We start from the raw sequence: 22,389 nt of genomic DNA on the forward strand, positions 1-22,389 counted from the left end.
CGTAAAGGCTCCCCCTGCCCCGTTTATGCGCCTGATTTTACGGGGAGTTCGCCGAAGAGAACAAGCAAAGAAAAGGCCTTAATACCGCATCTGTCCCAAATTACTTTTCTACTGGCCGTTTACGAGTGAACTGCTGCTCCAGCATTGAGCTTCCCCACTGCTCGCCCTGCCATTCCCTGGTTAGCTTGAATCCCATCGACTCATAAAGATGGCGAGCTGCATTCAGTCCGCTAAAAGTCCACAGCTGCACGGCGGAAAACCCATACTCATCGCAAAAGCGCATGGCCTCACGTAAAAGCGCTCTCCCGATACCGCTGCCATGGCACTCATCGTCGAGAATAAACCAGCGTAAATGGGCTTCGTGATTGCCCAGATCCTCACCATCGATGGATACAGAGCCCACTATTTTGCCGTTGTGGAGCACCACCCAGATGCGGTTACACGGGCGATCCAGCCGCCCTGAAAACTCCGCCAGCCCGGCGGCGACTTTCCCTTCAAAAAAATAGCCGAAGTTATAGTGCTTTGAGTAATAGTTAGCGTGCATTTCCGCCACGCGGCCAATTACGCCCGGCTGGTATCCCGTCATTATCTCGAAGTTTTTTCTTCCCTCGTCGCCCGTCAACTCACCACGACAGGCTTTCAGCGCCTGAGCATAGTTAGACAGGCCAGCAGCGACTGATTGCTGCGCCGGAGTATTCAGGTGCGCCAGAGCCTTCTCTACCCGCATTCTGCCGTATCTGTGGATTTCCCTGACCGTTTGTTTACCCTGGGCGGTCAAACGGAGTCGCCTGGCTCTGGCGTCTTCGTCTGAAACGCTCTCGAACAGCTCTCCCGCCTTGCGCAGTTTGCCTATCATTCGGCTGACGCTCGACTTCTCCAGACCAAGAATCTGGACCAGGTCGGCCGCAGTGACGTTCTCCCGTGAATCAATTTCCAGCAAAGCATGAACCGCAGAAGCAGAGTAGTTCGTGGCGGCAAGCGTTGAGTTGAGAAAACCAAGCTCGCGTACAACCTGGCGCGATGAGGCGCGTATAGATTCGATTAGGGTGCTGTCAGACATGATCGATACCGTTGAAATATGGTTGTACAATACAACCATTTGGCAGAAATGTTTGTCAAGCACATGTCGTTAAGCAATAGTACTTAAAAGCAAAAGAAAAAGGCCGCGAATGCGGCCTTTTTTGTTAACTCAGGTTACTCGTCTTTTGGCGACGCGTTTTCAACCCGACTTTTTAGCTTCTGACCAGGTCGGAAGGTCACCACACGGCGCGCCGTAATGGGAATATCTTCACCGGTCTTCGGGTTGCGCCCGGGACGTTGGTTTTTATCGCGTAAGTCAAAATTACCAAAGCCCGAGAGTTTAACCTGCTCACCGTTTTCCAGAGCGCGACGGATCTCTTCGAAAAACAGCTCTACCAGCTCTTTGGCATCTCGTTTGCTAAGCCCAAGCTTATCAAACAGATATTCTGACATTTCAGCTTTTGTAAGCGCCATACGTTCAATCCCTCAATGATGCCTGGAATCGCTCTTTTAATGCCTCTACACATTTTGCAACGGTAGCGGCCATCTCCTCTTCTTCGAGTGTACGGCCCGTATCCTGAAGGATAAGGCTTATGGCCAGGCTCTTGTAGCCATCGGCTACGCCCTTGCCACGGTACACGTCAAATAAGTTTACGCCAACTACCTGATTTGCGCCAACTTTCTTACACTCGGCCAAAACATCTGCTGCCGGGACGTTTTCAGCCACCACAACAGCGATATCGCGGCGGTTTGCCGGGAAGCGGGAAACGTCCTGCGCCTCAGGCACCACGCGGTCTGCGAGCTTGCTCCACAGCACCTCAAACACCACCGTGCGGCCGTTAAGGTCCAGTTTACGCTCCAGTTCCGGGTGAACAACACCAATGAAACCAATGCATTCACCTGCTAAATAAATGGCAGCACTTTGCCCAGGATGCAAGGCCGGATTTGCTTGCGCTCTGAATTCGATGTCTGAAAGTTTACCGGTCAGGGCCAGAACGGACTCCAGATCGCCTTTCAGATCATAGAAGTCAACGGTGTTGCGCGCCAGATCCCAGTGTTCTTCATAGCGGTTGCCGCAGATAGCCCCCGCCAGCATAAGATCCTGACGAATCCCAAGGTCTGCCTGAGTATCAGGCACAAAGCGCAGGCCGGACTCGAAAATACGCACGCGGCTTTGCTGGCGATTCTGGTTATAAACCACGGTTGTCAGCAGGCCACTCCACAGCGACAGGCGCATAGCGGACATGTCGGTAGAGATCGGATTAGGAAGAATCAGATTTTCTTCGCCAGGGTGCAAAAGCTGCTGAATTTTCGGGTCGACGAAGCTGTAGGTAATGACTTCCTGGTAACCTTTGTCCACCAGCATGGTTTTCACACGCTTCAGAGAAAGGTCGGCTTCGCGATGGGTGCCCATCACCAGACCTGCCTGTACCGGGCTGTTTGGAATACTGTTGTAGCCGTAAACGCGGGCCACTTCTTCCACCAGGTCTTCTTCAATTTCCATATCGAAACGCCAGCTCGGCGCCACGGCAGTCCACTGCGCCTGACCTTCGGTCACTTCGCAGCCCAGACGACGCAGAATGTCGCTAACCTGAGCATCTTCGATGTGGTGACCAATCAGACGGTCCAGTTTGCTGCGACGGAGCGTGATCGTAGCGCGCTTAGGCAGGTGCGCTTCGCTTGTGACATCGATAACTGGGCCAGCTTCACCGCCACAGATATCCACCAGCAGGCGAGTCGCTCGCGCCATCGCTTTATACTGCAGCGCAGGATCGACGCCGCGCTCATAGCGGTGGGAAGCATCGGTATGCAGACCATGGCGGCGCGCACGACCGGTGATAGACAGCGGGCTGAAGAAGGCACATTCCAGCAGTACGTTCTGGGTTTCGTCGTTTACGCCTGAATGCTCGCCGCCGAAGATACCGCCCATGGCCAGCGCTTTATTGTGATCGGCAATAACCAGGGTGTCGGCATTGAGCTTCGCTTCGCTGCCGTCCAGCAGGACCAGGGTTTCGCCCTCTTCCGCCATACGCACCACGATCCCGCCTTCAATACGGTTCAGGTCGAAGGCGTGCATCGGCTGACCAAGCTCCAGCAGCACATAGTTGGTCACGTCAACCACCGCATCAATGGAACGAATACCGCAGCGACGCAGCTTCTCTTTCATCCACAGCGGCGTGGGTGCCTTAACGTTGATGCCTTTCACAACGCGGCCCAGGTAACGTGGGCAAGCTTCTGCGGCGTCTACGCGAATAGGCAGCGTGTCATTGATAGTCGCAGCAACGGCGGTAATTTCTGGCTCAACCAGAGGCAGCTTGTTCACCACCGCCACGTCGCGAGCTACGCCGATAATACCGAGGCAGTCGGCACGGTTTGGCGTGACGCTGATTTCAATGGTGTTGTCGTCCAGCTTCAGGTATTCGCGGATGTCAGTGCCGATTGGCGCGTCCGCTGGCAGCTCGATAATGCCATTATGATCGTCGGAAATACCCAGCTCGGAGAAGGAGCACAGCATCCCTTCGGACGGTTCACCGCGCAGTTTGGCCGCTTTGATCTTAAAATCGCCCGGCAGCACGGCGCCAACAGTCGCCACGGCAACTTTCAGACCCTGACGGCAGTTTGGTGCGCCGCAGACGATATCCAGCAGGCGATCGCCACCGACGTTAATTTTTGTTACGCGCAGTTTGTCGGCGTTTGGATGCTGACCGCACTCGACCACTTCCCCGACCACAACGCCGTGAAAAGCCCCTGCTACGGCATCGACACCGTCAACTTCAAGCCCGGCCATAGTTATCTGGCTGGAAAGTTCGTCACTGCTGTTGGCTGGGTTTACCCATTCGCGTAACCAGAGTTCACTGAATTTCATTGGATATCCCGCCTTTATTTGAACTGTTTGAGGAAACGTAAATCATTTTCGAAGAATGCACGCAGATCGGTCACGCCATAGCGCAGCATGGTCAGACGCTCCATGCCCATACCGAAGGCGAAGCCGGAGTAAACTTCCGGATCGATACCTACGTTACGCAGCACGTTCGGGTGCACCATGCCGCAGCCCAGTACTTCCAGCCACTTGCCGTTTTTACCCATCACGTCCACTTCAGCGGACGGCTCGGTGAACGGGAAGTAGGACGGACGGAAGCGAATCTGCAGATCTTCTTCAAAGAAGTTATTCAGGAAATCGTGCAGCGTTCCCTTCAGGTTGGTGAAGTTAATGTTGGTGTCAACGATCAGGCCTTCCATCTGGTGGAACATCGGGGTGTGGGTCTGATCGTAGTCGTTACGGTAGACGCGGCCCGGGGCAATAATACGAATTGGCGGCTGCTTGTCTTTCATGGTGCGGATCTGCACACCAGAAGTCTGGGTACGCAGCAGACGGGTCGCGTCAAACCAGAAAGTATCGTGGTCCGCGCGCGCCGGGTGGTGCCCTGGAATATTCAGCGCATCGAAGTTGTGGTAGTCATCTTCGATTTCAGGGCCAGTTGCTACGGTGAACCCCAGCTCGCCGAAGAAGCTTTCGATACGATCGATGGTACGGGTTACCGGGTGCAGGCCACCGTTTTCAATCCGACGACCAGGCAGAGAAACGTCAATCGTTTCTGCAGCCAGACGTTCGTTCAGTGCGGCGCTTTCGAGTGCAGCTTTGCGGGCGTTCAGGGCTTCCTGAACCTGCTCTTTAGCTTCGTTAATCACCGCGCCCGCAGCCGGACGTTCTTCCGGTGGCAGTTCACGCAGGGTGGTCATTTGAAGGGTCAGATGCCCCTTCTTCCCCAAATATTCGACGCGTACATTATCTAACGCGGCAACATCCTGGGCATCGTTTATGGCTGCTTTGGCACTGGCAACCAGCTCTGCGAGATGTGGCATGGTATTCCTCTTATGCCGGCAAACTGCCGGGGTAGTTGGTCTGATTCGAAAACGAAACGCAAAAAAAAAGCCTCCGTACAGGAGGCTTTCGGCGCTGTTTTTCGTTTCTTTTCTTACGCGCAAAGCCCCCTGAATCAGGCGCTAAAGTAAAAAAAGAAGCGGAAAATAGCAGCATTCATGCTTGCAGTTACCTTGTTTTGACAAATTTCGCTTTGGCTATTGAACGAGCTACGGCGTTGAAAGTCAATAAATTGATTGTGTTATGCCCGAATAATTCGATTTGTAGTAAGGCGACAAGCTCGATTATCCCCGGGAGCTTACTTAAGTAAGTGACTGGGGTCAGCAAGTGCAGTTAACGCAGCTACAGATGAAGTATGACGGGGATAAATTAAAAGAGGGAGCAAGCTCCCTCTTATAACTGGCTTATGCCAGAGCTGCTTTCGCTTTCTCAACCAGGGCAGTGAATGCCACTTTGTCGAATACGGCGATGTCAGCCAGGATCTTACGGTCGATTTCAACAGAGGCTTTTTTCAGGCCGTTGATGAATTTGCTGTAAGAGATACCGTTCTGACGAGCTGCAGCGTTGATACGTGCAATCCACAGCTGGCGGAACTGACGTTTACGTTGACGACGGTCGCGGTAAGCGTACTGACCAGCTTTGATAACAGCCTGGAAGGCAACGCGGTATACGCGAGAACGCGCACCGTAGTAGCCTTTAGCTTGTTTGAGGATTTTTTTGTGACGAGCACGTGCGATTACACCACGTTTTACGCGAGCCATTTAGCTCTCCTGTTTCTATTCTGAATTAATTAAAAAAAGTTTACTTATGCGTACGGCAGGCAAGCGACAACCAGGCCCAGATCCCCTTTGGAGACCATGCCTTTCGGACGCAGATGACGTTTACGTTTGGTAGACTTTTTAGTCAGAATGTGACGCAGGTTAGCGTGCTTACGCTTAAAACCGCCAGAAGCAGTCTTTTTGAAGCGCTTAGCGGCGCCGCGTACTGTTTTGATCTTTGGCATTTCAATTTCCACTTCGCATTGTTAATAAAACGAACCAGTAGGCGAACAAAACCCGCGAGGCCTAAGCCCCGCGGTCTGTTACTTGATGGCCTTACTGTTTCTTCTTCGGAGCAAGCACCATGATCATCTGGCGGCCTTCGATCTTCGTTGGGAAGGATTCGACCACTGCCAGTTCACTCAAATCGTCACGGACGCGGTTAAGCACTTCCATACCAATCTGTTGGTGTGCCATTTCACGCCCACGGAAACGCAGGGTGATTTTGGCTTTGTCTCCGTCTTCCAGAAAGCGAACCAGGCTGCGGAGTTTTACCTGATAGTCGCCATCATCGGTACCAGGTCGGAATTTAATTTCCTTAACCTGAATAACTTTTTGCTTCTTCTTCTGTTCCTTAGAAGATTTGCTTTTCTCGTAGAGGAACTTGCCGTAGTCCATGATGCGGCAAACAGGCGGCTCGGCGTTTGGACTGATTTCTACTAAATCAACCCCAGCCTCTTCGGCTTTTTCTAAAGCTTCATTCAGACTGACAATACCAATCTGCTCGCCATCAATACCGGTCAGACGAACCTCAGTGGCACGAATCTCTCTGTTAATGCGATTAGGACGCGCCGGTTGAACTCTTTTTCCGCCTTTAATACTTTATTCCTCCAGTTGATGAAGATTGCGGCTGCGAATTTCTTGCTGCAGCTTTTCAATCAATTCGTTGACGTCCATGCTCCCCAGGTCTTTGCCGCGGCGGGTACGAACGGCAACTTTGCCTGCTTCGACCTCTTTATCGCCACAAACCAGCATATAAGGGACACGACGTAACGTGTGTTCACGGATTTTAAAGCCTATCTTCTCATTTCTCAAGTCTGCTTTTACGCGAATGCCCGCATTTTGGAGTTTACGAGTCAATTCGTTAACGTATTCTGCCTGGCCGTCGGTGATATTCATCACCACCGCCTGCACCGGAGCAAGCCAGGTTGGGAAGAAACCAGCAAACTCTTCGGTCAGAATACCGATAAAGCGTTCCATTGAACCTAAAATGGCGCGGTGAATCATTACCGGCACCAAACGCTCGTTATTTTCGCCAATATAGGAGGCGTTCAAGCGGGTTGGCAGGGAGAAGTCAAGCTGAACGGTACCACACTGCCAGGCACGATCCAGGCAGTCATACAGCGTGAACTCAATTTTCGGGCCGTAGAATGCACCTTCACCCGGCTGATAGTCAAACGGGATATTGTTTTCCTGCAATGCAACAGCCAGATCCGCTTCCGCGCGATCCCACATTTCGTCACTGCCGATGCGTTTTTCCGGACGGGTAGACAGTTTCACCACGATTTTCTCGAAACCGAAGGTGCTGTACATGTCGTAGACCATGCGGATACAGCTGTTTACTTCATCGCGAACCTGCTCTTCAGTACAGAAGATGTGGGCGTCGTCCTGAGTAAAGCCGCGAACACGCATCAGGCCATGCAGAGCGCCCGAAGGCTCATTGCGGTGGCAGCTACCAAATTCCGCCATCCGCAGCGGCAGGTCGCGGTAGGACTTCAGGCCCTGGTTGAAGATCTGCACGTGGCCCGGGCAGTTCATCGGTTTGATGCAGTATTCACGGTTCTCGGAAGAGGTGGTGAACATCGCGTCTTTGTAGTTGTCCCAGTGGCCCGTTTTTTCCCACAGGACGCGGTCCATCATGAACGGACCTTTTACTTCCTGGTACTGGTACTCTTTCAGCTTGGAACGGACGAACACTTCCAGCTCGCGGAAAATCGTCCAGCCGTCGTTATGCCAGAACACCATACCCGGCGCTTCTTCCTGCATATGGTACAGGTCAAGCTGCTTGCCGATTTTGCGGTGATCGCGCTTGGATGCTTCTTCCAGACGCTGCAGATAAGCATTCAGCTGCTTTTTGTCCGCCCAGGCAGTGCCGTAGATACGCTGCAGCATCTTGTTGTTGCTGTCACCGCGCCAGTATGCGCCGGAGGTTTTCTGCAGCTTGAAGTGATGGCAGAAACGCATGTTTGGCACATGTGGCCCGCGGCACATATCCACGTATTCTTCATGATGATACAAACCTGGTTTGTCATCATGGCTGATGTTTTCATCAAGAATGGCAACTTTGTAGTTTTCGCCGCGGTTGACGAAAGTCTCACGCGCTTCCTGCCAGCTCACCTTTTTCTTGATAACGTCGTAATCTTTCTCGGCCAGCTCGTGCATACGCTTCTCGAGCAGCTCAAGATCTTCCTGCGTCAGGGTGTGGTCCAGATCAACGTCGTAGTAGAAACCGTTGTCGATAACCGGGCCGATCGCCATTTTAGTGTGCGGCCACAGCTGCTTGATGGCATGACCGAGCAGGTGAGCACAAGAGTGGCGAAGAATTTCCAGACCCGCTTCGTCTTTAGCGGTGATAATGGCGAGCTTCGCGTCGTTTTCGATAATATCGGAAGCATCAACCAGTTCACCGTCTACGCGGCCAGCGATACACGCTTTGGCAAGACCTGGACCGATGTCCAGCGCAACGTCCATTGGGCTAACGGGTTTGTCGTAATGGCGTTGGCTGCCATCAGGAAGAGTAATAACAGGCATGTTAAGTCCTTATCTGCAGTGGTGACCCACACGAAAGATCACATACAGTAGAGAAATTGGATTTAGAACAACTCGTTGCGTAACCATTTGACCAACAATCGCCGAATTGGTACGCAGTCTGGTGTACAAATGAAAATGGCATCACTGCCATCTCACCTGAATCGCAGATGGTAACACTAACAGGAAGGGGAATACATCCCTTGTTGCCGTGAACGAGCTTGATAAATAGGGCCGTCGCCCACCCTTTTCAAGGCGCGTTATGCCGCTTTGTCTTTCTCTTCCACCAGCACCAGCGGGCATTTTTTTACCTTACAAGCCTGGGAGTAAGCCAGGTCGCACACCGCACAAAGGTCTCTCAGTTCCGACTCATATTCGTATTCCATAAAATAGCGAAAAGTCCCACCGCCGGACTCAGTGCGCCAGAATCGCTGCGGCTCCAGAATTTCATCAAGCTGCCTGAAGGTCAGGGCTGAAGGGTTATGAAACCCCACTCGTACGCGATAGATAGTCATGCACGATTATTCTCAGGGCGCGATGCGTTTTGCCAGGTGGTTTTGGTTCTCAAAAGGATAGGAAAAAACGAAGAGTGGGCGCACGAGGAAAAAACAAAGCCGGATATTGTCCGGCTTCTTAATCTTACATCTTATACCCGAGCGTAATTTGCGTACGTCTGTCGGTATGGTTTGGTGCAGTAGACGGCGGATCGGAGTTCCAGGTCACGTTATAGCCTACTTTCAGGCCAAAGTGCTCACTGATAGCCACATCCAGCGCCGTTTCGGAGTTCACCGTGGTGTCGTCACTGCCCAGCACGGACACGCCCTGAATAAACTTAGCGTTGTCGGTCAGCTGCCAGTTATAAGTCGCAGACGCATAGCCCAGCGCCTGAGTCTCGTTTTTACCATCGGTAAATTCGTCATAACGCACACCTGGACCGAATTCCACACGCAGACTGTGAACTGGACCGTTCAGCAACTGGCGACCATAACCCGCAGTGAAGACATCGCGCGCATGATAGCCGTTGTACCGGTCAGTCAACCAGCTGGCCTGACCAAAGAGATAGTCATAGTCAGTCATGTTGTAACGACCACGTCCACCCGCTGAGTATTTCTCGGAAGAACGCACATCGTTGGAAGAGGTGTTACTGGCGGTACCCCAAATTGACCAGGCGGTAGCCGTATTGTACCAGGTCATATTGGTGTTTGCAGTCAAGTTGGAACTTTTGGTATTGCCTGCCTGCGCAAGATAGCCTGCATTCAGATTACCTTCGAAGGGTTTCTTCGCGGTAGTCGGGTCATCCATGACAGTAAATACTGAGTCATCTGCCACTGCGAAATGGCTAAAGAACGCTCCACCGGTGAGTAAAAGCGCAACCGGCACTGTCTTTAAAAGCTTCATTTATTAATCCGTACAACACAAAAAAGAAACCATTAAGGTTCCGGAATCTTTCCTCGGGATCAAATCGAAGCCGCCCCGGAAAGGTTACAAATTATAAAAACTCCGCAATAACATAGCAATGGATTCTTGTTTCATTTTTTGTATAAGAGAGCTCTTAAAATATCTTTATTTTCATAAGGATACGAAGGTTATGGTTTTTGGATAATCATTCGATAAATCATGATTTTAATTAACATTTCACTTCCCGCTTCGGTGCTACGCTTTAGGACAATGGCTAAAAAAGGAGGAGACATGACCGCTATTTTTACACTCACCCTCGCCCCTTCCCTCGACAGCGCCACCGTCACGGCGCAAATCTATCCTGAAGGGAAACTTCGCTGCACCTCGCCCATCTTTGAACCCGGCGGCGGCGGTATAAACGTTGCCCGTGCCATTGTCCATTTGGGGGGACACGCCACGGCGATATTTCCGGTTGGCGGCGCGACTGGCCAGCACCTTCGCGATCTGCTGCTTGAAGAGCATGTCACCGTGGACACCGTGGAAGCGAAAGACTGGACTCGCCAGAACCTGCACGTACATACCGAATCTACCGGCGAACAATATCGATTCGTTATGCCTGGAGCCGCCCTGACGGAGGATGAATTCCTGCACCTGGAACAAAAAGCCCTTGCCCTTCATTCCGGCGATATTCTGGCGATCAGCGGGAGCCTGCCGCCGGGCGTTGATCTCAAAAAGCTCTGCCGCCTGGTAAAAATGGCTCAGGAGAAAGGCATACGCTGCATTGTGGACAGCTCAGGAGAGGCACTGAAAGCCACACTCGCGTTAGGCAACATCGAACTGGTGAAGCCAAACCAAAAAGAGCTGAGCGCCTTAGTTCAGCGCGAACTTACGCAGCCGGACGATGTGCGAGCCGCCGCGCAGCACCTTGTCGACAGCGGCCAGGCAAAACGCGTCGTGGTTTCTCTGGGAGCCCAGGGAGCCCTGGCGGTTGATACACAAGAGTGTGTGCACGTTGTGCCACCGCCGGTCAAAAGCCAAAGCACCGTCGGCGCCGGAGACAGCATGGTTGGCGCCATGACGATCAAGCTTGCGGAAAACGCGCCTCTGCTGGATATCGTTCGCTATGGCGTGGCTGCCGGCAGTGCCGCTACGCTGAACAAAGGCACCCGCCTCTGCTCGCTGGAAAATACGCAGAAGATCTACGCCTGGCTACGAGGCTAACGTTTCGTTGCAGAATAAACGGGCTGCCGCCGGGCGAGAATATCGCCATTCCGGCAGCATGAACTATGCTAAAACCTTCAGGATAACAACGGGGTGACTATGAGCGAAGTTGAACGCTATCTGATAACGGTGCAATTTGAAGAGCAAAGCCTGGCCGACATCAACGAGCTGAACAACCAGCTCACGCGCGGCGGTTTTACCCTCACGCTCACCGATGATCAAGGCAAAATTCACGAACTTGGCCCGGGCAGCTTCGGGCTAATCAGTCCGCTTGATGAACAAGAAGTTGCAGCGTTGGCCAGAGGGCTGGGAAGCGTAGCGCTTGGCACGGAGCCTGACGTCGTCGTTACCCGCTGGGAAGCCTGGCAGAAACAAAAGTAAGTACTGGCCGGGGTTGTGCGTCAGCGCGTGTTTTTGCCCGGCAAACGGCGATAAGCTATTGATTGCAGTGTCTACCAGCCAACCTGGGGAGAAAAGTCATGTGGCAAGCCATCCGTCATTTGTTAAGCGAGCAGTTAGGCGAAGCAGAGATTGAACAGCGCACTGAGCTACCCGGCGGCGAAATTCACGCGGCATGGCATATTCGTTATGCGGGCCACGAGATTTTCGTCAAGTGTGACGAACGCGAAATGCTGCCCATCTTCACGGCAGAAGCCGATCAGCTAGAGCTCCTGTCGCGCAGTAAAACCGTCAGAGTACCCAAGGTCTGGGCGCTCGGCAGCGACAGAGATTACAGCTTCTTGCTGCTGGAGTATCTGCCTTCTAAACCCCTCGATGCCCATAACGCGTTTCTCCTCGGTCAGCAGTTGGCCCGGCTTCATCAATGGAGCGACCAGCCGCAGTTCGGTCTGGACTTCGACAACGATCTCTCCACCACCCCGCAGCCCAACGCCTGGCAGCGACGCTGGTCGACCTTCTTTGCCGAGCAGCGCATTGGCTGGCAGTTGGAAATGGCGGCGGAAAAAGGCATCGACTATGGCGATATTGATTTGATCGTTGATGTTGTCCAGCAGTCGCTGGCCTCGCATCAGCCTCAGCCTTCCCTGTTGCATGGCGATCTCTGGTCGGGCAACTGCGCCCTCGGGCCTGACGGGCCCTTTATTTACGATCCCGCCTGCTATTGGGGTGACCGGGAATGCGACCTGGCCATGCTGCCGCTGCACAACGACCAGCCGCCGCAAATTTACGACGGCTATCAGTCCGTCTCTCCTCTTCCGGCGGGCTTCCTCGACCGCCAGCCCATTTACCAACTTTATACCCTGCTTAACCGGGCGATTCTGTTCGGCGGGCAGCACCTGGTGACGGCGCAAAAAGCGCTGGAGAAAGTATTAGCGGCGTAAAAAGCAGGCCGCGCCTGAACGGCGTGGCCCGTTATTTTATAAAAAGCCGAGCAGCTTGAAGAAGAAATAGCCCACTACGATGACAATCACCGGCAGGACGTAAAGCGGAAAAATCTGCAGTAAGATCGTGTGATGTGGCACAACCACTTTTGCATCGAGCTGCGCTTTGCTGAGTCCCTCCGGCCCTTTGGCCTGTTCAAGAATCAGCTGATCCTGCACACCCTCGCGCAGGAATTTTGCCTGACGGCTCATGCGGGCCCCGGAGTCCTGCAGCGCCAGACCGATAAAAATCAGCGCAAATATTAGCCAGAAGAAGACGTTCACCTGGCCGTTAAAATCCGGCAGCGGCGAGTTGTACCAGAAGAAATTCAGGAACGGCGTATTGAACCGCATCATCTCAATCATCACGTGAGCGAAATCCATCATTACGGCGTCAATGCCCGGCTGTTTTTCGCTGTGCTGATACATAAATTTCAGGATGGAAATTACCGTCGACAGAAGCGCCGGGATAAAAATAATCCAGCCCGCCACGCGCTTTAAAATCGCAATGCGTCCAGCTTGTTGATACGTCATGTACTCCCCTTTATTAGGACGTAACGTTATACGCTCAAAGTCTACCCTGTGTGGCGCTATTTCGCCTGAGCTTTGCGGGCTAAATTCGCAAAAGCGGTAGCTTCGAGCTTTGTTTCCGGCTAAAGATACACAAACATTTTATTTTGACGAACAGAAAGGAGTCATTTTATGGCCGAAACGCGCCAAATCCTCGCAGCAATTTTTGATATGGATGGGCTGCTGATAGATTCCGAACCGCTTTGGGATCGTGCGGAGCTGGACGTGCTGGAGAGCATCGGCGTCGATATTACGCGTCGTCACGAACTGCCCGACACGCTGGGATTACGCATCGACCTGGTGGTTGAACTTTGGTATTCACGCCAGCCGTGGACCGGACCATCCCGTGAGGAAGTGACCGCGCGCGTTATCGAACGTGCTATTGCGTTGGTTGAGGAACAGCGCCCGCTGCTGCCTGGCGTTATTGAAGCGGTGAAGCTTTGCAAAACGCTGGGCCTAAAGGTTGGCCTGGCTTCTGCGTCTCCGCTGCACATGCTGGAAAAGGTGCTTGAAATGTTCGACCTGCGCCAGGACTTCGACGCTATTGCCTCCGCCGAACATCTGCCTTACAGCAAGCCGCATCCACAAGTGTATCTCGATGCGGCCGCGAAGCTGGGGATCGATCCGCTCTCCTGCGTGACGCTCGAAGACTCCGTCAACGGTATGATCGCCACTAAAGCGGCGAGGATGCGCTCCATTGTGGTGCCTGCCGAGGAAAACTTTGCGGACCCACGCTGGTGCCTGGCGGACGTCAAACTTCCTTCTCTGGTTCAGCTAACGGAAACAAGCCTGAAAGGCTAAACCTGTCGGGCGGCTCAGGCCGCCCATCTTCCTGACAAAATGTTACACCGTCACCTCTTCCGAATACTGTACAAAAACCCTATACTGGATGAATCGACAGTTTCTTCATTCAGGTTGTATCATGACGGCGGAAGGCCACCTGCTCTTTTCTATTGCCTGCGCAGTTTTTGCCAAAAACGCCGAACTGACGCCCGTCCTCGCCCAGGGTGACTGGTGGCATATTGTGCCGTCCGCGATTCTGACCTGCCTGTTGCCGGATATTGACCACCCAAAATCCTTTCTGGGCCAGCGGCTAAGCTGGATCTCAAAACCGGTGGCGCGAATGTGCGGCCACCGGGGGTTTACCCACAGCCTGTTCGTGGTGTTCGCCGGGCTGGCACTGTTTTACCTCAAGGTACCGGAAAGCTGGGTCATTCCGGCCGATGCGCTGCAGGGCATGGTGCTGGGTTACCTCAGCCATATCCTTGCCGACATGCTAACGCCTGCCGGGGTGCCGCTATTGTGGCCGTGCCGCTGGCGTTTCCGTTTCCCCATCGTTCGCCCACAAAAAGGCAATCAGCTTGAGCGCGCCCTGTGCATGGCGCTGTTTGGTTTTGCGGTTTGGATGCCCCAGGGCCTGCCCGAAAACGGTGCAGTACGCTGGTCTTCGCAGATGATAAATTCGCTGCAAACCACCTTTAATAGCTTTATAACTCACCAGTCTGAGCGTTAAACAGCCAATATCATTCATTTGGTAATAATCAATTCCTTTTGAATATAAGCCAACGCCCTGCCATCTGTTACGCTTTGCAACATAATGGTCGCCCCTGCGCGGCCGCGTGACAATAAATCAGGAGATACGGGGATGAATTTTCCACTGGTCGCGAACATTGTGGTGTTCGTTGTATTGCTATTGCTGCTGGCGCAAACTCGCCACAAGCAATGGAGCCTTGCCAAAAAAGTGCTGGCAGGTCTGGTACTGGGCGTGATCTTTGGCCTGGCGCTGCACACCATTTATGGTTCCGACAGCGCGGTGCTGAAAGATTCCATTCAGTGGTTTAATGTTGTCGGTAACGGCTATGTGCAGCTGCTGCAGATGATTGTTATGCCGCTGGTCTTCGCCTCAATTCTGAGTGCCGTCGCCAAACTGCATAATGCATCTTCGCTGGGGAAAATCAGCGTTCTGTCTATCGGTACACTGCTGTTTACCACGCTGATTGCCGCGCTGGTCGGGGTGCTGGTCACCAATCTGTTTGGCCTGACCGCTGAAGGCCTGGTGCAGGGCAATGCAGAAAACGCTCGTCTGGCGGCGATTCAGTCCAACTACATTGGTAAAGTGGCTGACCTGACCGTCCCGCAGCTGATCCTCTCCTTCGTGCCAAAAAACCCGTTTGCTGACCTGACCGGTGCCAACCCGACGTCTATCATCAGCGTGGTGATTTTTGCCGCCTTCCTGGGCGTCGCAGCGCTGAAGCTGCTGAAAGATGATGCCCCTAAAGGTGAGCGCGTACTGGTGGCTATCGACACCCTGCAAAGCTGGGTCATGAAGCTGGTTCGCCTGGTCATGCAGCTGACGCCATACGGCGTGCTGGCGCTGATGACCAAAGTAGTGGCGGGCTCAAACCTGCAGGACATCATCAAGCTGGGCAGCTTCGTGGTGGCGTCTTACCTTGGCCTGGCAATTATGTTTGGCGTTCACGCCGTTCTGCTGGCTTTCAACGGCGTTAGCCCGGTGAAATACTTCCGCAAAGTCTGGCCGGTGCTGACATTCGCGTTCACCAGCCGCTCCAGCGCGGCGAGTATCCCGCTGAACGTGGAAGCGCAAACCCGCCGTCTTGGCGTGCCAGAATCAATTGCCAGCTTCTCCGCCTCCTTCGGTGCAACCATCGGCCAAAACGGCTGTGCAGGTCTCTACCCGGCGATGCTTGCCGTGATGGTGGCTCCGACCGTAGGGATTAACCCGCTGGATCCTGTCTGGATTGCGACGCTGGTAGGGATTGTGACCGTTAGCTCCGCAGGCGTAGCCGGCGTGGGCGGTGGTGCAACCTTCGCCGCGCTGATTGTGCTGCCCGCGATGGGGCTGCCGGTCACGCTGGTCGCGCTGCTGATTTCCGTTGAACCGCTGATTGATATGGGCCGTACCGCCCTGAACGTTAGCGGGTCGATGACCGCCGGGACCATTACCAGCCAGTTGATGAAGCAGACCGACAAAGAGATTCTGAACAGCGACGATGAAGTGGAATTAGCCCACCGTTAATCTGAACTGAAAAACAAAAGGCCGCTGGTGATAGCGGCCTTTTTTTATACTTCGTTTTCCTGTCGAACCTGTTTCGCCCAGCGCTGTGCCGACTCGGGCAAAGTAAACGGCGGCGACTGGCGGAAGGCATCACCCAGTAAAACAAACGCTACATACTGCCCGCGCAGCAGATAGACATCTTTAAACCCGTCTACTCGCCACGCATGAGAAGGCGGAGCTGGCTCCACGCGCGGCGTGTAGGTAATGATTGGGCGTGTATTCGGTTGGCGCAGTGGTTTCATAGGCAACGGGATTGGAACTGAATTAGTGAACAACCTCACCATGATAGCGGATCTCACCCTTCCTCGTCGCCCCCTCTTCTCTGTCTCCGCCCGTAAGGCAAAAAAAAGCCCGGCGCAGAGACTGCAGCCGGGTCCTTTACGGCGTGCTAGCCTAGGCTTTAGGTGCCTGCGGATCGGTGTCGTATTCAGCGCAGGTCTGGTAGCCCGAATTCATCACGCGACCGGTGTCATCCAGCGCGACAAAATACGTTTCAGCTTTACCGTTACGCTGGCCCAGAATATAGGTCTGGCAGGTCCCTTTGGCGTGGATCATGGTGATTTCGGAAGACGGTTTACCCGCAATCTGCTGAACCTGGGCACGGGTCATGCCTTTTTTCACATCTTTCACTACCGGCTCAGTCACCAGATCTTTGGTGCGATCGTAAGCGGTACACCCTGCCAGCATAGTCATTACCGCTGCCGCGCCTAAAAATCCTGCAAATTTATTATTCATAATTATCCTCATCAATGAATGTATTGATCCTGCGTGTTAGATAAGCCTGGAATATAAAAGAACATTTTTCAACTCGTTACCCTTAATGCGTGAAAATTCGGACAATAAGAGTATTCATAAGGATCCTGTCTGGTTTGCAGAAAAACTCGCCGTCTGCAGGCCGGGTAAGCCTTTGAGCCTTGTCGTTTTCAGCGCAACAGGGTAAGTTTTAGGACAGTTAAATTTTGCGGCCTGCGCGTTGCGGGTACAGCTTATTGGAGGGGTTAAATGGCTCTGCAACAAGAGATTATTCAGGCACTGGGCGTTAAGCCACAGATCGACGCCAGCGAAGAGATCCGCGTCAGCGTTGATTTTCTGAAAACGTACCTTAAAACCTACCCGTTTATTAAATCTCTGGTGCTGGGGATAAGCGGCGGCCAGGACTCCACTCTGGCGGGCAAACTCTGCCAGCTAGCTATCAGCGAACTGCGTGAAGAAAGCGGCGACGACAGCTATCAGTTTATCGCCGTGCGCTTGCCGTTTGGCGTACAGGCCGACGAGCAGGATTGCCAGGATGCCATTGCGTTTATCCAGCCGGATCGCGTGTTAACGGTGAACATCAAGGGCGCCGTGCTTGCCAGCGAGCAGGCTCTGCGCGAAGCGGGAATCGAGCTGAGCGATTTTGTTCGTGGCAATGAAAAAGCCCGCGAGCGCATGAAAGCGCAGTACAGCATCGCCGGGATGACCAAAGGCGTCGTCGTGGGGACTGACCATGCCGCGGAAGCCGTAACCGGATTCTTCACCAAGTATGGCGACGGCGGCACCGACATTAATCCTCTTTTCCGCCTCAACAAACGCCAGGGCAAACTGCTGCTGAAAACGCTCGGCTGCCCGGAACATTTGTACCTGAAGGCCCCGACAGCCGATCTCGAAGACGATCGCCCTTCTCTGCCGGATGAAGCGGCCCTCGGCGTAACCTACGTGCAAATTGACGATTATCTGGAAGGCAAAACCGTGCCGGCTGAAACCGCAAAAATCATCGAAGGCTGGTATCTGAAAACGGAACACAAACGCCGTCCGCCGATTACCGTGTTTGATGATTTCTGGAAAAAATAGTCAGAAACAGCTTTGCATTAGCATTTTTTCAGGGCGGCGTAGTGCCGCCTTTTTTACAGGATGGACATGGACACCTCTTCGCAACGCGCCACGCTTATAGGCCTTATCGCAATCCTGCTCTGGAGTACCTCCGTTGGCCTGTTGCGCAGCATCAGCGAGCACTTTGGCGCAGTCGGCGGCGCGGCCCTGCTCTACACCGTCAGCGCGCTGTGTCTTTGCCTCGCCCGAGGTTTGCCCAAAATACGCGAACTCCCACCCCGTTATCTCTGGGTTGGCGGGCTGCTCTTTGTGGGCTATGAAATAAGCCTGGCGCTTTCAATTGGCCTGGCGCACACCCGCGCTCAGTCCCTGGAACTGGGGATGATCAATTATCTCTGGCCCTGCCTGACCGTCTTTTTCGCCCTGTTTATTAACGGCCAGCGCAGCAATTTATGGCTGTGGCCTGGGCTCGCGCTTTCCCTGGCGGGGATTGTGCAGGTAATGAAAGGAGACGGCGACTGGTCGCCTCTCGTGATGTGGCACAACATTCTCGATAACCCACTGGCCTACGGCCTGGCTTTTGCCGCCGCCATCATCTGGGCGCTCTACTGCAACCTGACTCGCCGCTGGAGCGAAGGTAAAAGCGGCGTCAGCCTGTTTTTCTGCGCCACCGCGCTGGTGCTGTGGATTAAGTTCGCCTTTGTGGCACATCCAACAATGCATTTCACGCTATCCGGTACGGCGCAGCTGTTATTTATGGGGATTTCTACCGCCGTCGCCTATTCAGCCTGGAATGTTGGTATCCAGCGGGGAAACATGACGCTGCTTGCCACGGCTTCCTACTTCACGCCGGTATTATCGGCCCTGCTCGCCACGCTGTGGCTGGGTCTGCATCCCGGCTTTGCTTTTTGGCAAGGTGTACTGATGGTTGTAGGCGGCTCTCTGCTTTGCTGGCTTGCCACGCGGCACTATGGTTAAGGGCGATTCCCTCTTCACCTTCACGACTGCTATACTGGTGAAATAAACAGTACCCAGGAGTCCGATGTGGTCAGGCGTGCAAATACGTCGCGGTTAGAGTTTGAAGCCGCGGCGGTCTATGAATATCCGGAGCATCTCAGGCCATGGCTTGATGACCTGCCCAAAAAACCCGGCGTCTATGTTTTTCACGGTGAAAGCGACGTTATGCCGTTGTATATCGGCAAAAGTGTCAATATCCGCACGCGCGTGATGTCCCATTTTCGTACGCCTGATGAAGCCGCACTCTTGAGGCAGTCTCGCCGTATTACCTTTATCCGCACTGCCGGCGAACTCGGAGCGCTGCTGCTCGAAGCGCAAATGATCAAAGAGCAACAGCCTTTGTTCAACAAACGCCTGCGTCGTAACCGCCAGCTTTGTTCCCTGTCTCTTCAGGGGGACACACCGCAGGTTGTATATGCCAAAGATGTCGATTTCTCCCGCCAGCCGGGCCTGTATGGGTTGTACGCTAACCGCCGGGCCGCGCTGCAAACGCTGCAAGGGCTGGCCGATGAGCATCGCCTCTGTTACGGCCTGCTGGGCCTGGAATCACTGAGTAAGGGCCGGGCCTGTTTTCGCTCAGCGCTTAAACGCTGCGCCGGAGCCTGTTGCGGGAAAGAGACTCAGGCCGAGCATCATGCCCGCCTGGTTCAGGCTCTCGAACAGGTTCGCCTGATTTGCTGGCCATGGAAAAATGCCGTCGCCATCGTGGAACGCAGCCCGGAGATGACCGAGTATCACCTGATCGATCACTGGTTTTATCTTGGGTCCGTGCAGCAGTTAACTGACGCGACAACCCGCCGCCAGCCGCCGGAGGGCTTTGATAACGACGGCTACAAGATCCTTTGCAAGCTGATGCTGAGCGGGGAATATGAGGTGATAGAACTGGAGTAGACTCCCCCCAAGAGAGGAGTCTAAAAGTGCTATGCCGCCGACGAAGGCAGAAGCTTGGTGATAGCTTCCGGCCAGCCGTCGCTGCAGCCCCAGAGACGCATTTGCTCGATATCCGGTGCCAGCAGGCGGTCCTTTTCCAGAAATGCCACGCGTTCGCGAATATCCCCGAAGACGTTTTCAAGCAGGGGTGAGCTGCGCAACGGCCGGTGAAACTCGATGCCCTGAACGGCCGCCATAGCCTCAATCCCAACCACCGCCGCAGTGTTAAAGCACATAGATCCCAGACGGCGAGCCGCATAGGTCGCCATCGAAACATGGTCTTCCTGATTCGCAGACGTTGGCAGACTGTCGACGCTACCCGGATGAGCGAGCGATTTATTCTCCGAGGCCAGTGCAGCAGCGGTGACCTGCGCAATCATAAAGCCGGAGTTAATCCCGCCCTCTTTCACGAGGAACGGCGGCAGGCCGGACAGCCCGGTATCCAGCAGCAGCGCCAGGCGACGTTCCGAAATTGCGCCAATTTCCGCCACCGCTAACGCGATAATATCGGCGGCAAAGGCAACGGGCTCTGCGTGGAAGTTGCCTCCGGAAATCACTTCTCCGGTGTCGCTGAACACCAGCGGGTTGTCCGAGGCGGCGTTGGCCTCAATCTGCAGAACACGCGCCGCATGGCGCAGGTTATCCAGACACGCGCCCATAACCTGCGGCACGCAGCGAATGGAATAAGGATCCTGCACGCGGCCACAGTGGACGTGAGAATCAACGATTTTACTGTCGGCAAGCAGTGCAGTGACCGCCGCAGCCACATCAATTTGTCCCGCCTGGCCGCGAGCCTGGTGGATACGCGCGTCGAATGGTTTCACGGAGCCTTTGATAGCCTCCAGCGACAAGGCCCCCGCCACCAGCCCGGCAGCAAACACCTTCTCGCCCTCAAACAACCCTCGCAGCGCAAGCGCCGTCGAAACCTGGGTCCCGTTCAGCAGCGCCAGGCCCTCTTTTGGCCCCAGTACCAGCGGCTTTACGCCTGCCAGCTTCAAACCTTCACCGGCAGGGATCTGTTCGCCGTTCACCCTGACATTCCCTTCCCCGAGCAACATCAGCGACAGATGCGCCAGCGGGGCCAGGTCACCGGATGCCCCCACCGAGCCTTTCTCCGGGATCACCGGCATTACGCCCGAGTTAAACAGCGCAATCAGGCTATCAATCACCAGCAGACGAACGCCGGAATGCCCGCGTGACAGGCTGATAATTTTACTGGCCATCACCAGTCGGACAACATCATCCGGCAGCGCTTCGCCAAGCCCCACGCTGTGAGAAAGCACCAGATTACGCTGAAGTTCAGCCAGATGATCGGTGGCGATGGTGGTTTGTGCCAGCTTGCCAAAACCGGTGTTAATACCGTAAACCACGTCGCCGTGGGCAACAATCGCTTCTACCGTGCCGAGCGCACGCTCAACGGCGGCAACCGCCCCGGGGTCAAGCCTGAGCAGCACGTTTCCATGGTAGATCTCGCGCAGAGTGGCCAGTGAAACGGAACCTGGAGTGAGACTGCATAGCTTCTTTTGCGTTGACATGTCAGCATCCTGTTTGCATCGGGTTTTTGTCTATATTTGTATATACAACTTAACTAATAAACCAAATAATCCGCCAGCGGGTCATAGGACTTTTTTATCGATCGGTGAGCCGGATCGCGCTTGTGAAATTTTTCCAGCACGGGATGCTGCCGGGCGTTTACAGGCAGGGGAAATGAAGAACAAAACCGCAGTTGCACAGCAGTTTCTGAGGATATTCATCAGGAAGAAAGAGCATTGCCCGGCCAGTTTTCCGGGCAGTCGGTCTACAAATAGGTAATTTCGCTGAACAGCAGTTGCCCTTCGTTTTTTAACAGCCGCAGCGTGTGGCTGCCCTCCTGCCACCAGGCGCCCTGGTCCGGTGAAAGCAGCTTATCTTCCAGCTGCCATTCCCCGCTCAGGACATAAACAACGCCGCCTCGGGTACCAAAAGTGGTAAAGGTTCTGTCCGCCACCCGCACCTGGGCCCGGCATCGGTCCCGGCGAGTCATCACGTTAAAGTCCATCGACATGCCGCGAGTCAGCTCGGCTTTTACGGGCTGCTCGCCGGCAAAAGTAAAAGGCTGATGGCGCTTGAGCGTATGCCTGAACGCCTTTCCGCCGTCGAGAACAACCTCGCTCCCCTCCAGCAGAGTCATTACCCGGTCAACCTGCGGAAAGACCGGAAACTCGCCGTTGTGGGCCAAAGAGGCGATACTGGCACGCCAGTTGAAATCTCGCGTCGCGGGTGGAAAACAGCATATTTCTCGCGTTTCCCCGGCGCCGTTGCGCCAGAGGTTAACCGGCACCTTTCGTATATCAAAGAATTCCATCACCACTCCTGAGGACGCACGGCATCCGTGTGCCCTGGCATTTGCTCTTTAAATTGAGCGCCCCCAAAGGAAGAGCTCCCCCGGCGGCCTGCTCATCAGTTCTCTGTTTTGTTCGTCAGATCTGTGCCTGACGCCAGTGTTATCGGCAGCCGTGGCCGGTTGCTGTAGCCCTGGTT

General features: G+C 54.2%; 25 protein-coding genes and 1 other annotated feature. Of the genes, 9 read left to right on the plus strand and 16 right to left on the minus strand.

All coding sequences use genetic code 11. The features are described 5' to 3' along the window. Positions 1 to 100: 100 nt before the first annotated feature. The 11 genes from A936_RS08350 to A936_RS08395 all read right to left on the minus strand — a co-directional run bounded on the left by A936_RS08350 (position 101) and on the right by A936_RS08395 (position 9,867). Positions 101 to 1,060 carry a bifunctional helix-turn-helix transcriptional regulator/GNAT family N-acetyltransferase gene (locus A936_RS08350; protein ID WP_008456558.1) on the minus strand — a complete coding sequence of 320 codons (960 nt, stop codon included), beginning with the start codon at positions 1,058 to 1,060 and terminating at the stop codon, positions 101 to 103. Positions 1,061 to 1,194: 134 nt separating this feature from the next. Next, on the minus strand, positions 1,195 to 1,494 hold the full coding sequence (ihfA, locus tag A936_RS08355; protein ID WP_001229265.1) for an integration host factor subunit alpha: 300 nt from the start codon (positions 1,492 to 1,494) through the stop codon (positions 1,195 to 1,197). Positions 1,495 to 1,498: 4 nt separating this feature from the next. Further along, complete coding sequence (gene pheT / locus A936_RS08360; RefSeq protein ID WP_008456560.1) at positions 1,499 to 3,886, minus strand: phenylalanine--tRNA ligase subunit beta; 2,388 nt, start codon at positions 3,884 to 3,886, stop codon at positions 1,499 to 1,501. A 14-nt stretch (positions 3,887 to 3,900) separates the two neighbouring features. Continuing rightward, positions 3,901 to 4,884: a phenylalanine--tRNA ligase subunit alpha gene (pheS, locus tag A936_RS08365; RefSeq protein WP_008456562.1), complete on the minus strand. Its 984-nt coding sequence runs from the start codon at positions 4,882 to 4,884 to the stop codon at positions 3,901 to 3,903. A gap of 60 nt (positions 4,885 to 4,944) precedes the next feature. Continuing rightward, positions 4,945 to 5,068 (minus strand) — a sequence feature (Phe leader region). After that, a complete protein-coding gene (pheM, locus tag A936_RS23440; protein ID WP_106120997.1) occupies positions 5,019 to 5,063 on the minus strand; it encodes a pheST operon leader peptide PheM in 45 nt (14 codons plus the stop codon). Its footprint overlaps the feature before it by 45 nt. Before the next feature lie 239 nt (positions 5,069 to 5,307). Next, a complete protein-coding gene (gene rplT / locus A936_RS08370; protein ID WP_000124850.1) occupies positions 5,308 to 5,664 on the minus strand; it encodes a 50S ribosomal protein L20 in 357 nt (118 codons plus the stop codon). 44 nt (positions 5,665 to 5,708) lie between these two features. After that, complete coding sequence (gene rpmI, locus A936_RS08375; protein ID WP_006118955.1) at positions 5,709 to 5,906, minus strand: 50S ribosomal protein L35; 198 nt, start codon at positions 5,904 to 5,906, stop codon at positions 5,709 to 5,711. A gap of 91 nt (positions 5,907 to 5,997) precedes the next feature. Further along, positions 5,998 to 6,540 carry a translation initiation factor IF-3 gene (gene infC, locus A936_RS08380; RefSeq protein ID WP_071530481.1) on the minus strand — a complete coding sequence of 181 codons (543 nt, stop codon included), beginning with the start codon at positions 6,538 to 6,540 and terminating at the stop codon, positions 5,998 to 6,000. A 3-nt stretch (positions 6,541 to 6,543) separates the two neighbouring features. Then, entirely contained in the window at positions 6,544 to 8,472 is a 1,929-nt protein-coding gene (thrS, locus tag A936_RS08385; RefSeq protein ID WP_008456585.1) for a threonine--tRNA ligase, read from the minus strand. 257 nt (positions 8,473 to 8,729) lie between these two features. After that, positions 8,730 to 8,984 (minus strand): hypothetical protein, encoded by a 255-nt coding sequence (locus A936_RS08390; RefSeq protein WP_008456587.1) that lies wholly within the window; start codon positions 8,982 to 8,984, stop codon positions 8,730 to 8,732. 124 nt (positions 8,985 to 9,108) lie between these two features. Further along, on the minus strand, positions 9,109 to 9,867 hold the full coding sequence (locus tag A936_RS08395; protein WP_008456590.1) for a DUF481 domain-containing protein: 759 nt from the start codon (positions 9,865 to 9,867) through the stop codon (positions 9,109 to 9,111). A gap of 291 nt (positions 9,868 to 10,158) precedes the next feature. Here A936_RS08395 and pfkB point away from each other — a divergent pair, with 291 nt between their 5' ends. The 3 genes from pfkB to A936_RS08410 all read left to right on the plus strand — a co-directional run bounded on the left by pfkB (position 10,159) and on the right by A936_RS08410 (position 12,428). Further along, positions 10,159 to 11,088 (plus strand): 6-phosphofructokinase II, encoded by a 930-nt coding sequence (gene pfkB, locus A936_RS08400; RefSeq protein ID WP_008456592.1) that lies wholly within the window; start codon positions 10,159 to 10,161, stop codon positions 11,086 to 11,088. Positions 11,089 to 11,187: 99 nt separating this feature from the next. Then, positions 11,188 to 11,469, plus strand: coding sequence for a type V toxin-antitoxin system endoribonuclease antitoxin GhoS (gene ghoS, locus A936_RS08405; protein WP_008456593.1), 282 nt, complete (start codon positions 11,188 to 11,190; stop codon positions 11,467 to 11,469). Between the two features lie 98 nt (positions 11,470 to 11,567). Continuing rightward, positions 11,568 to 12,428, plus strand: coding sequence for a fructosamine kinase family protein (locus A936_RS08410; protein ID WP_008456595.1), 861 nt, complete (start codon positions 11,568 to 11,570; stop codon positions 12,426 to 12,428). Between the two features lie 36 nt (positions 12,429 to 12,464). Here the strand turns inward: A936_RS08410 and A936_RS08415 are convergent, their stop codons facing one another. Beyond that, positions 12,465 to 13,001 (minus strand): YniB family protein, encoded by a 537-nt coding sequence (locus A936_RS08415; protein ID WP_008456597.1) that lies wholly within the window; start codon positions 12,999 to 13,001, stop codon positions 12,465 to 12,467. A 168-nt stretch (positions 13,002 to 13,169) separates the two neighbouring features. Between A936_RS08415 and hxpB the strand changes: the two genes are divergently transcribed. The 3 genes from hxpB to A936_RS08430 all read left to right on the plus strand — a co-directional run bounded on the left by hxpB (position 13,170) and on the right by A936_RS08430 (position 16,074). Next, entirely contained in the window at positions 13,170 to 13,838 is a 669-nt protein-coding gene (hxpB, locus tag A936_RS08420; protein ID WP_008456600.1) for a hexitol phosphatase HxpB, read from the plus strand. A gap of 121 nt (positions 13,839 to 13,959) precedes the next feature. Further along, positions 13,960 to 14,550, plus strand: a complete 591-nt coding sequence (locus tag A936_RS08425) for a metal-dependent hydrolase (protein ID WP_008456602.1) — start codon at positions 13,960 to 13,962, stop codon at positions 14,548 to 14,550. Between the two features lie 132 nt (positions 14,551 to 14,682). Next, entirely contained in the window at positions 14,683 to 16,074 is a 1,392-nt protein-coding gene (locus A936_RS08430; RefSeq protein WP_008456603.1) for an L-cystine transporter, read from the plus strand. Positions 16,075 to 16,118: 44 nt separating this feature from the next. On the opposite strand, the gene cedA is transcribed toward A936_RS08430, so the two are convergent. Both cedA and osmE read right to left on the minus strand, forming a co-directional pair. After that, positions 16,119 to 16,355, minus strand: a complete 237-nt coding sequence (cedA, locus tag A936_RS08435; protein ID WP_008456606.1) for a cell division activator CedA — start codon at positions 16,353 to 16,355, stop codon at positions 16,119 to 16,121. A gap of 151 nt (positions 16,356 to 16,506) precedes the next feature. Then, entirely contained in the window at positions 16,507 to 16,848 is a 342-nt protein-coding gene (gene osmE, locus A936_RS08440; protein ID WP_008456607.1) for an osmotically-inducible lipoprotein OsmE, read from the minus strand. A gap of 267 nt (positions 16,849 to 17,115) precedes the next feature. On the opposite strand from osmE, the gene nadE reads away from it, so the two are divergent. From nadE to cho, 3 genes are all read left to right on the plus strand, one after another. Continuing rightward, the gene (gene nadE / locus A936_RS08445) at positions 17,116 to 17,943 is read left to right on the plus strand and encodes an NAD(+) synthase (RefSeq protein WP_008456608.1); all 828 of its coding nucleotides are present in this window, start codon (positions 17,116 to 17,118) and stop codon (positions 17,941 to 17,943) included. 66 nt (positions 17,944 to 18,009) lie between these two features. Next, complete coding sequence (yddG, locus tag A936_RS08450) at positions 18,010 to 18,900, plus strand: aromatic amino acid DMT transporter YddG (protein ID WP_008456610.1); 891 nt, start codon at positions 18,010 to 18,012, stop codon at positions 18,898 to 18,900. Between the two features lie 66 nt (positions 18,901 to 18,966). Then, the gene (cho, locus tag A936_RS08455; RefSeq protein WP_008456612.1) at positions 18,967 to 19,830 is read left to right on the plus strand and encodes an excinuclease Cho; all 864 of its coding nucleotides are present in this window, start codon (positions 18,967 to 18,969) and stop codon (positions 19,828 to 19,830) included. Between the two features lie 29 nt (positions 19,831 to 19,859). On the opposite strand, the gene hutH is transcribed toward cho, so the two are convergent. Further along, positions 19,860 to 21,404 carry a histidine ammonia-lyase gene (gene hutH / locus A936_RS08460; RefSeq protein ID WP_008456613.1) on the minus strand — a complete coding sequence of 515 codons (1,545 nt, stop codon included), beginning with the start codon at positions 21,402 to 21,404 and terminating at the stop codon, positions 19,860 to 19,862. A 263-nt stretch (positions 21,405 to 21,667) separates the two neighbouring features. Next, complete coding sequence (ves, locus tag A936_RS08465) at positions 21,668 to 22,213, minus strand: environmental stress-induced protein Ves (RefSeq protein ID WP_008456615.1); 546 nt, start codon at positions 22,211 to 22,213, stop codon at positions 21,668 to 21,670. Positions 22,214 to 22,389: the final 176 nt, after the last annotated feature.

The sequence above is a fragment of the Enterobacter sp. Ag1 genome (assembly GCA_000277545.1).
Lineage (GTDB): Bacteria > Pseudomonadota > Gammaproteobacteria > Enterobacterales > Enterobacteriaceae > Cedecea.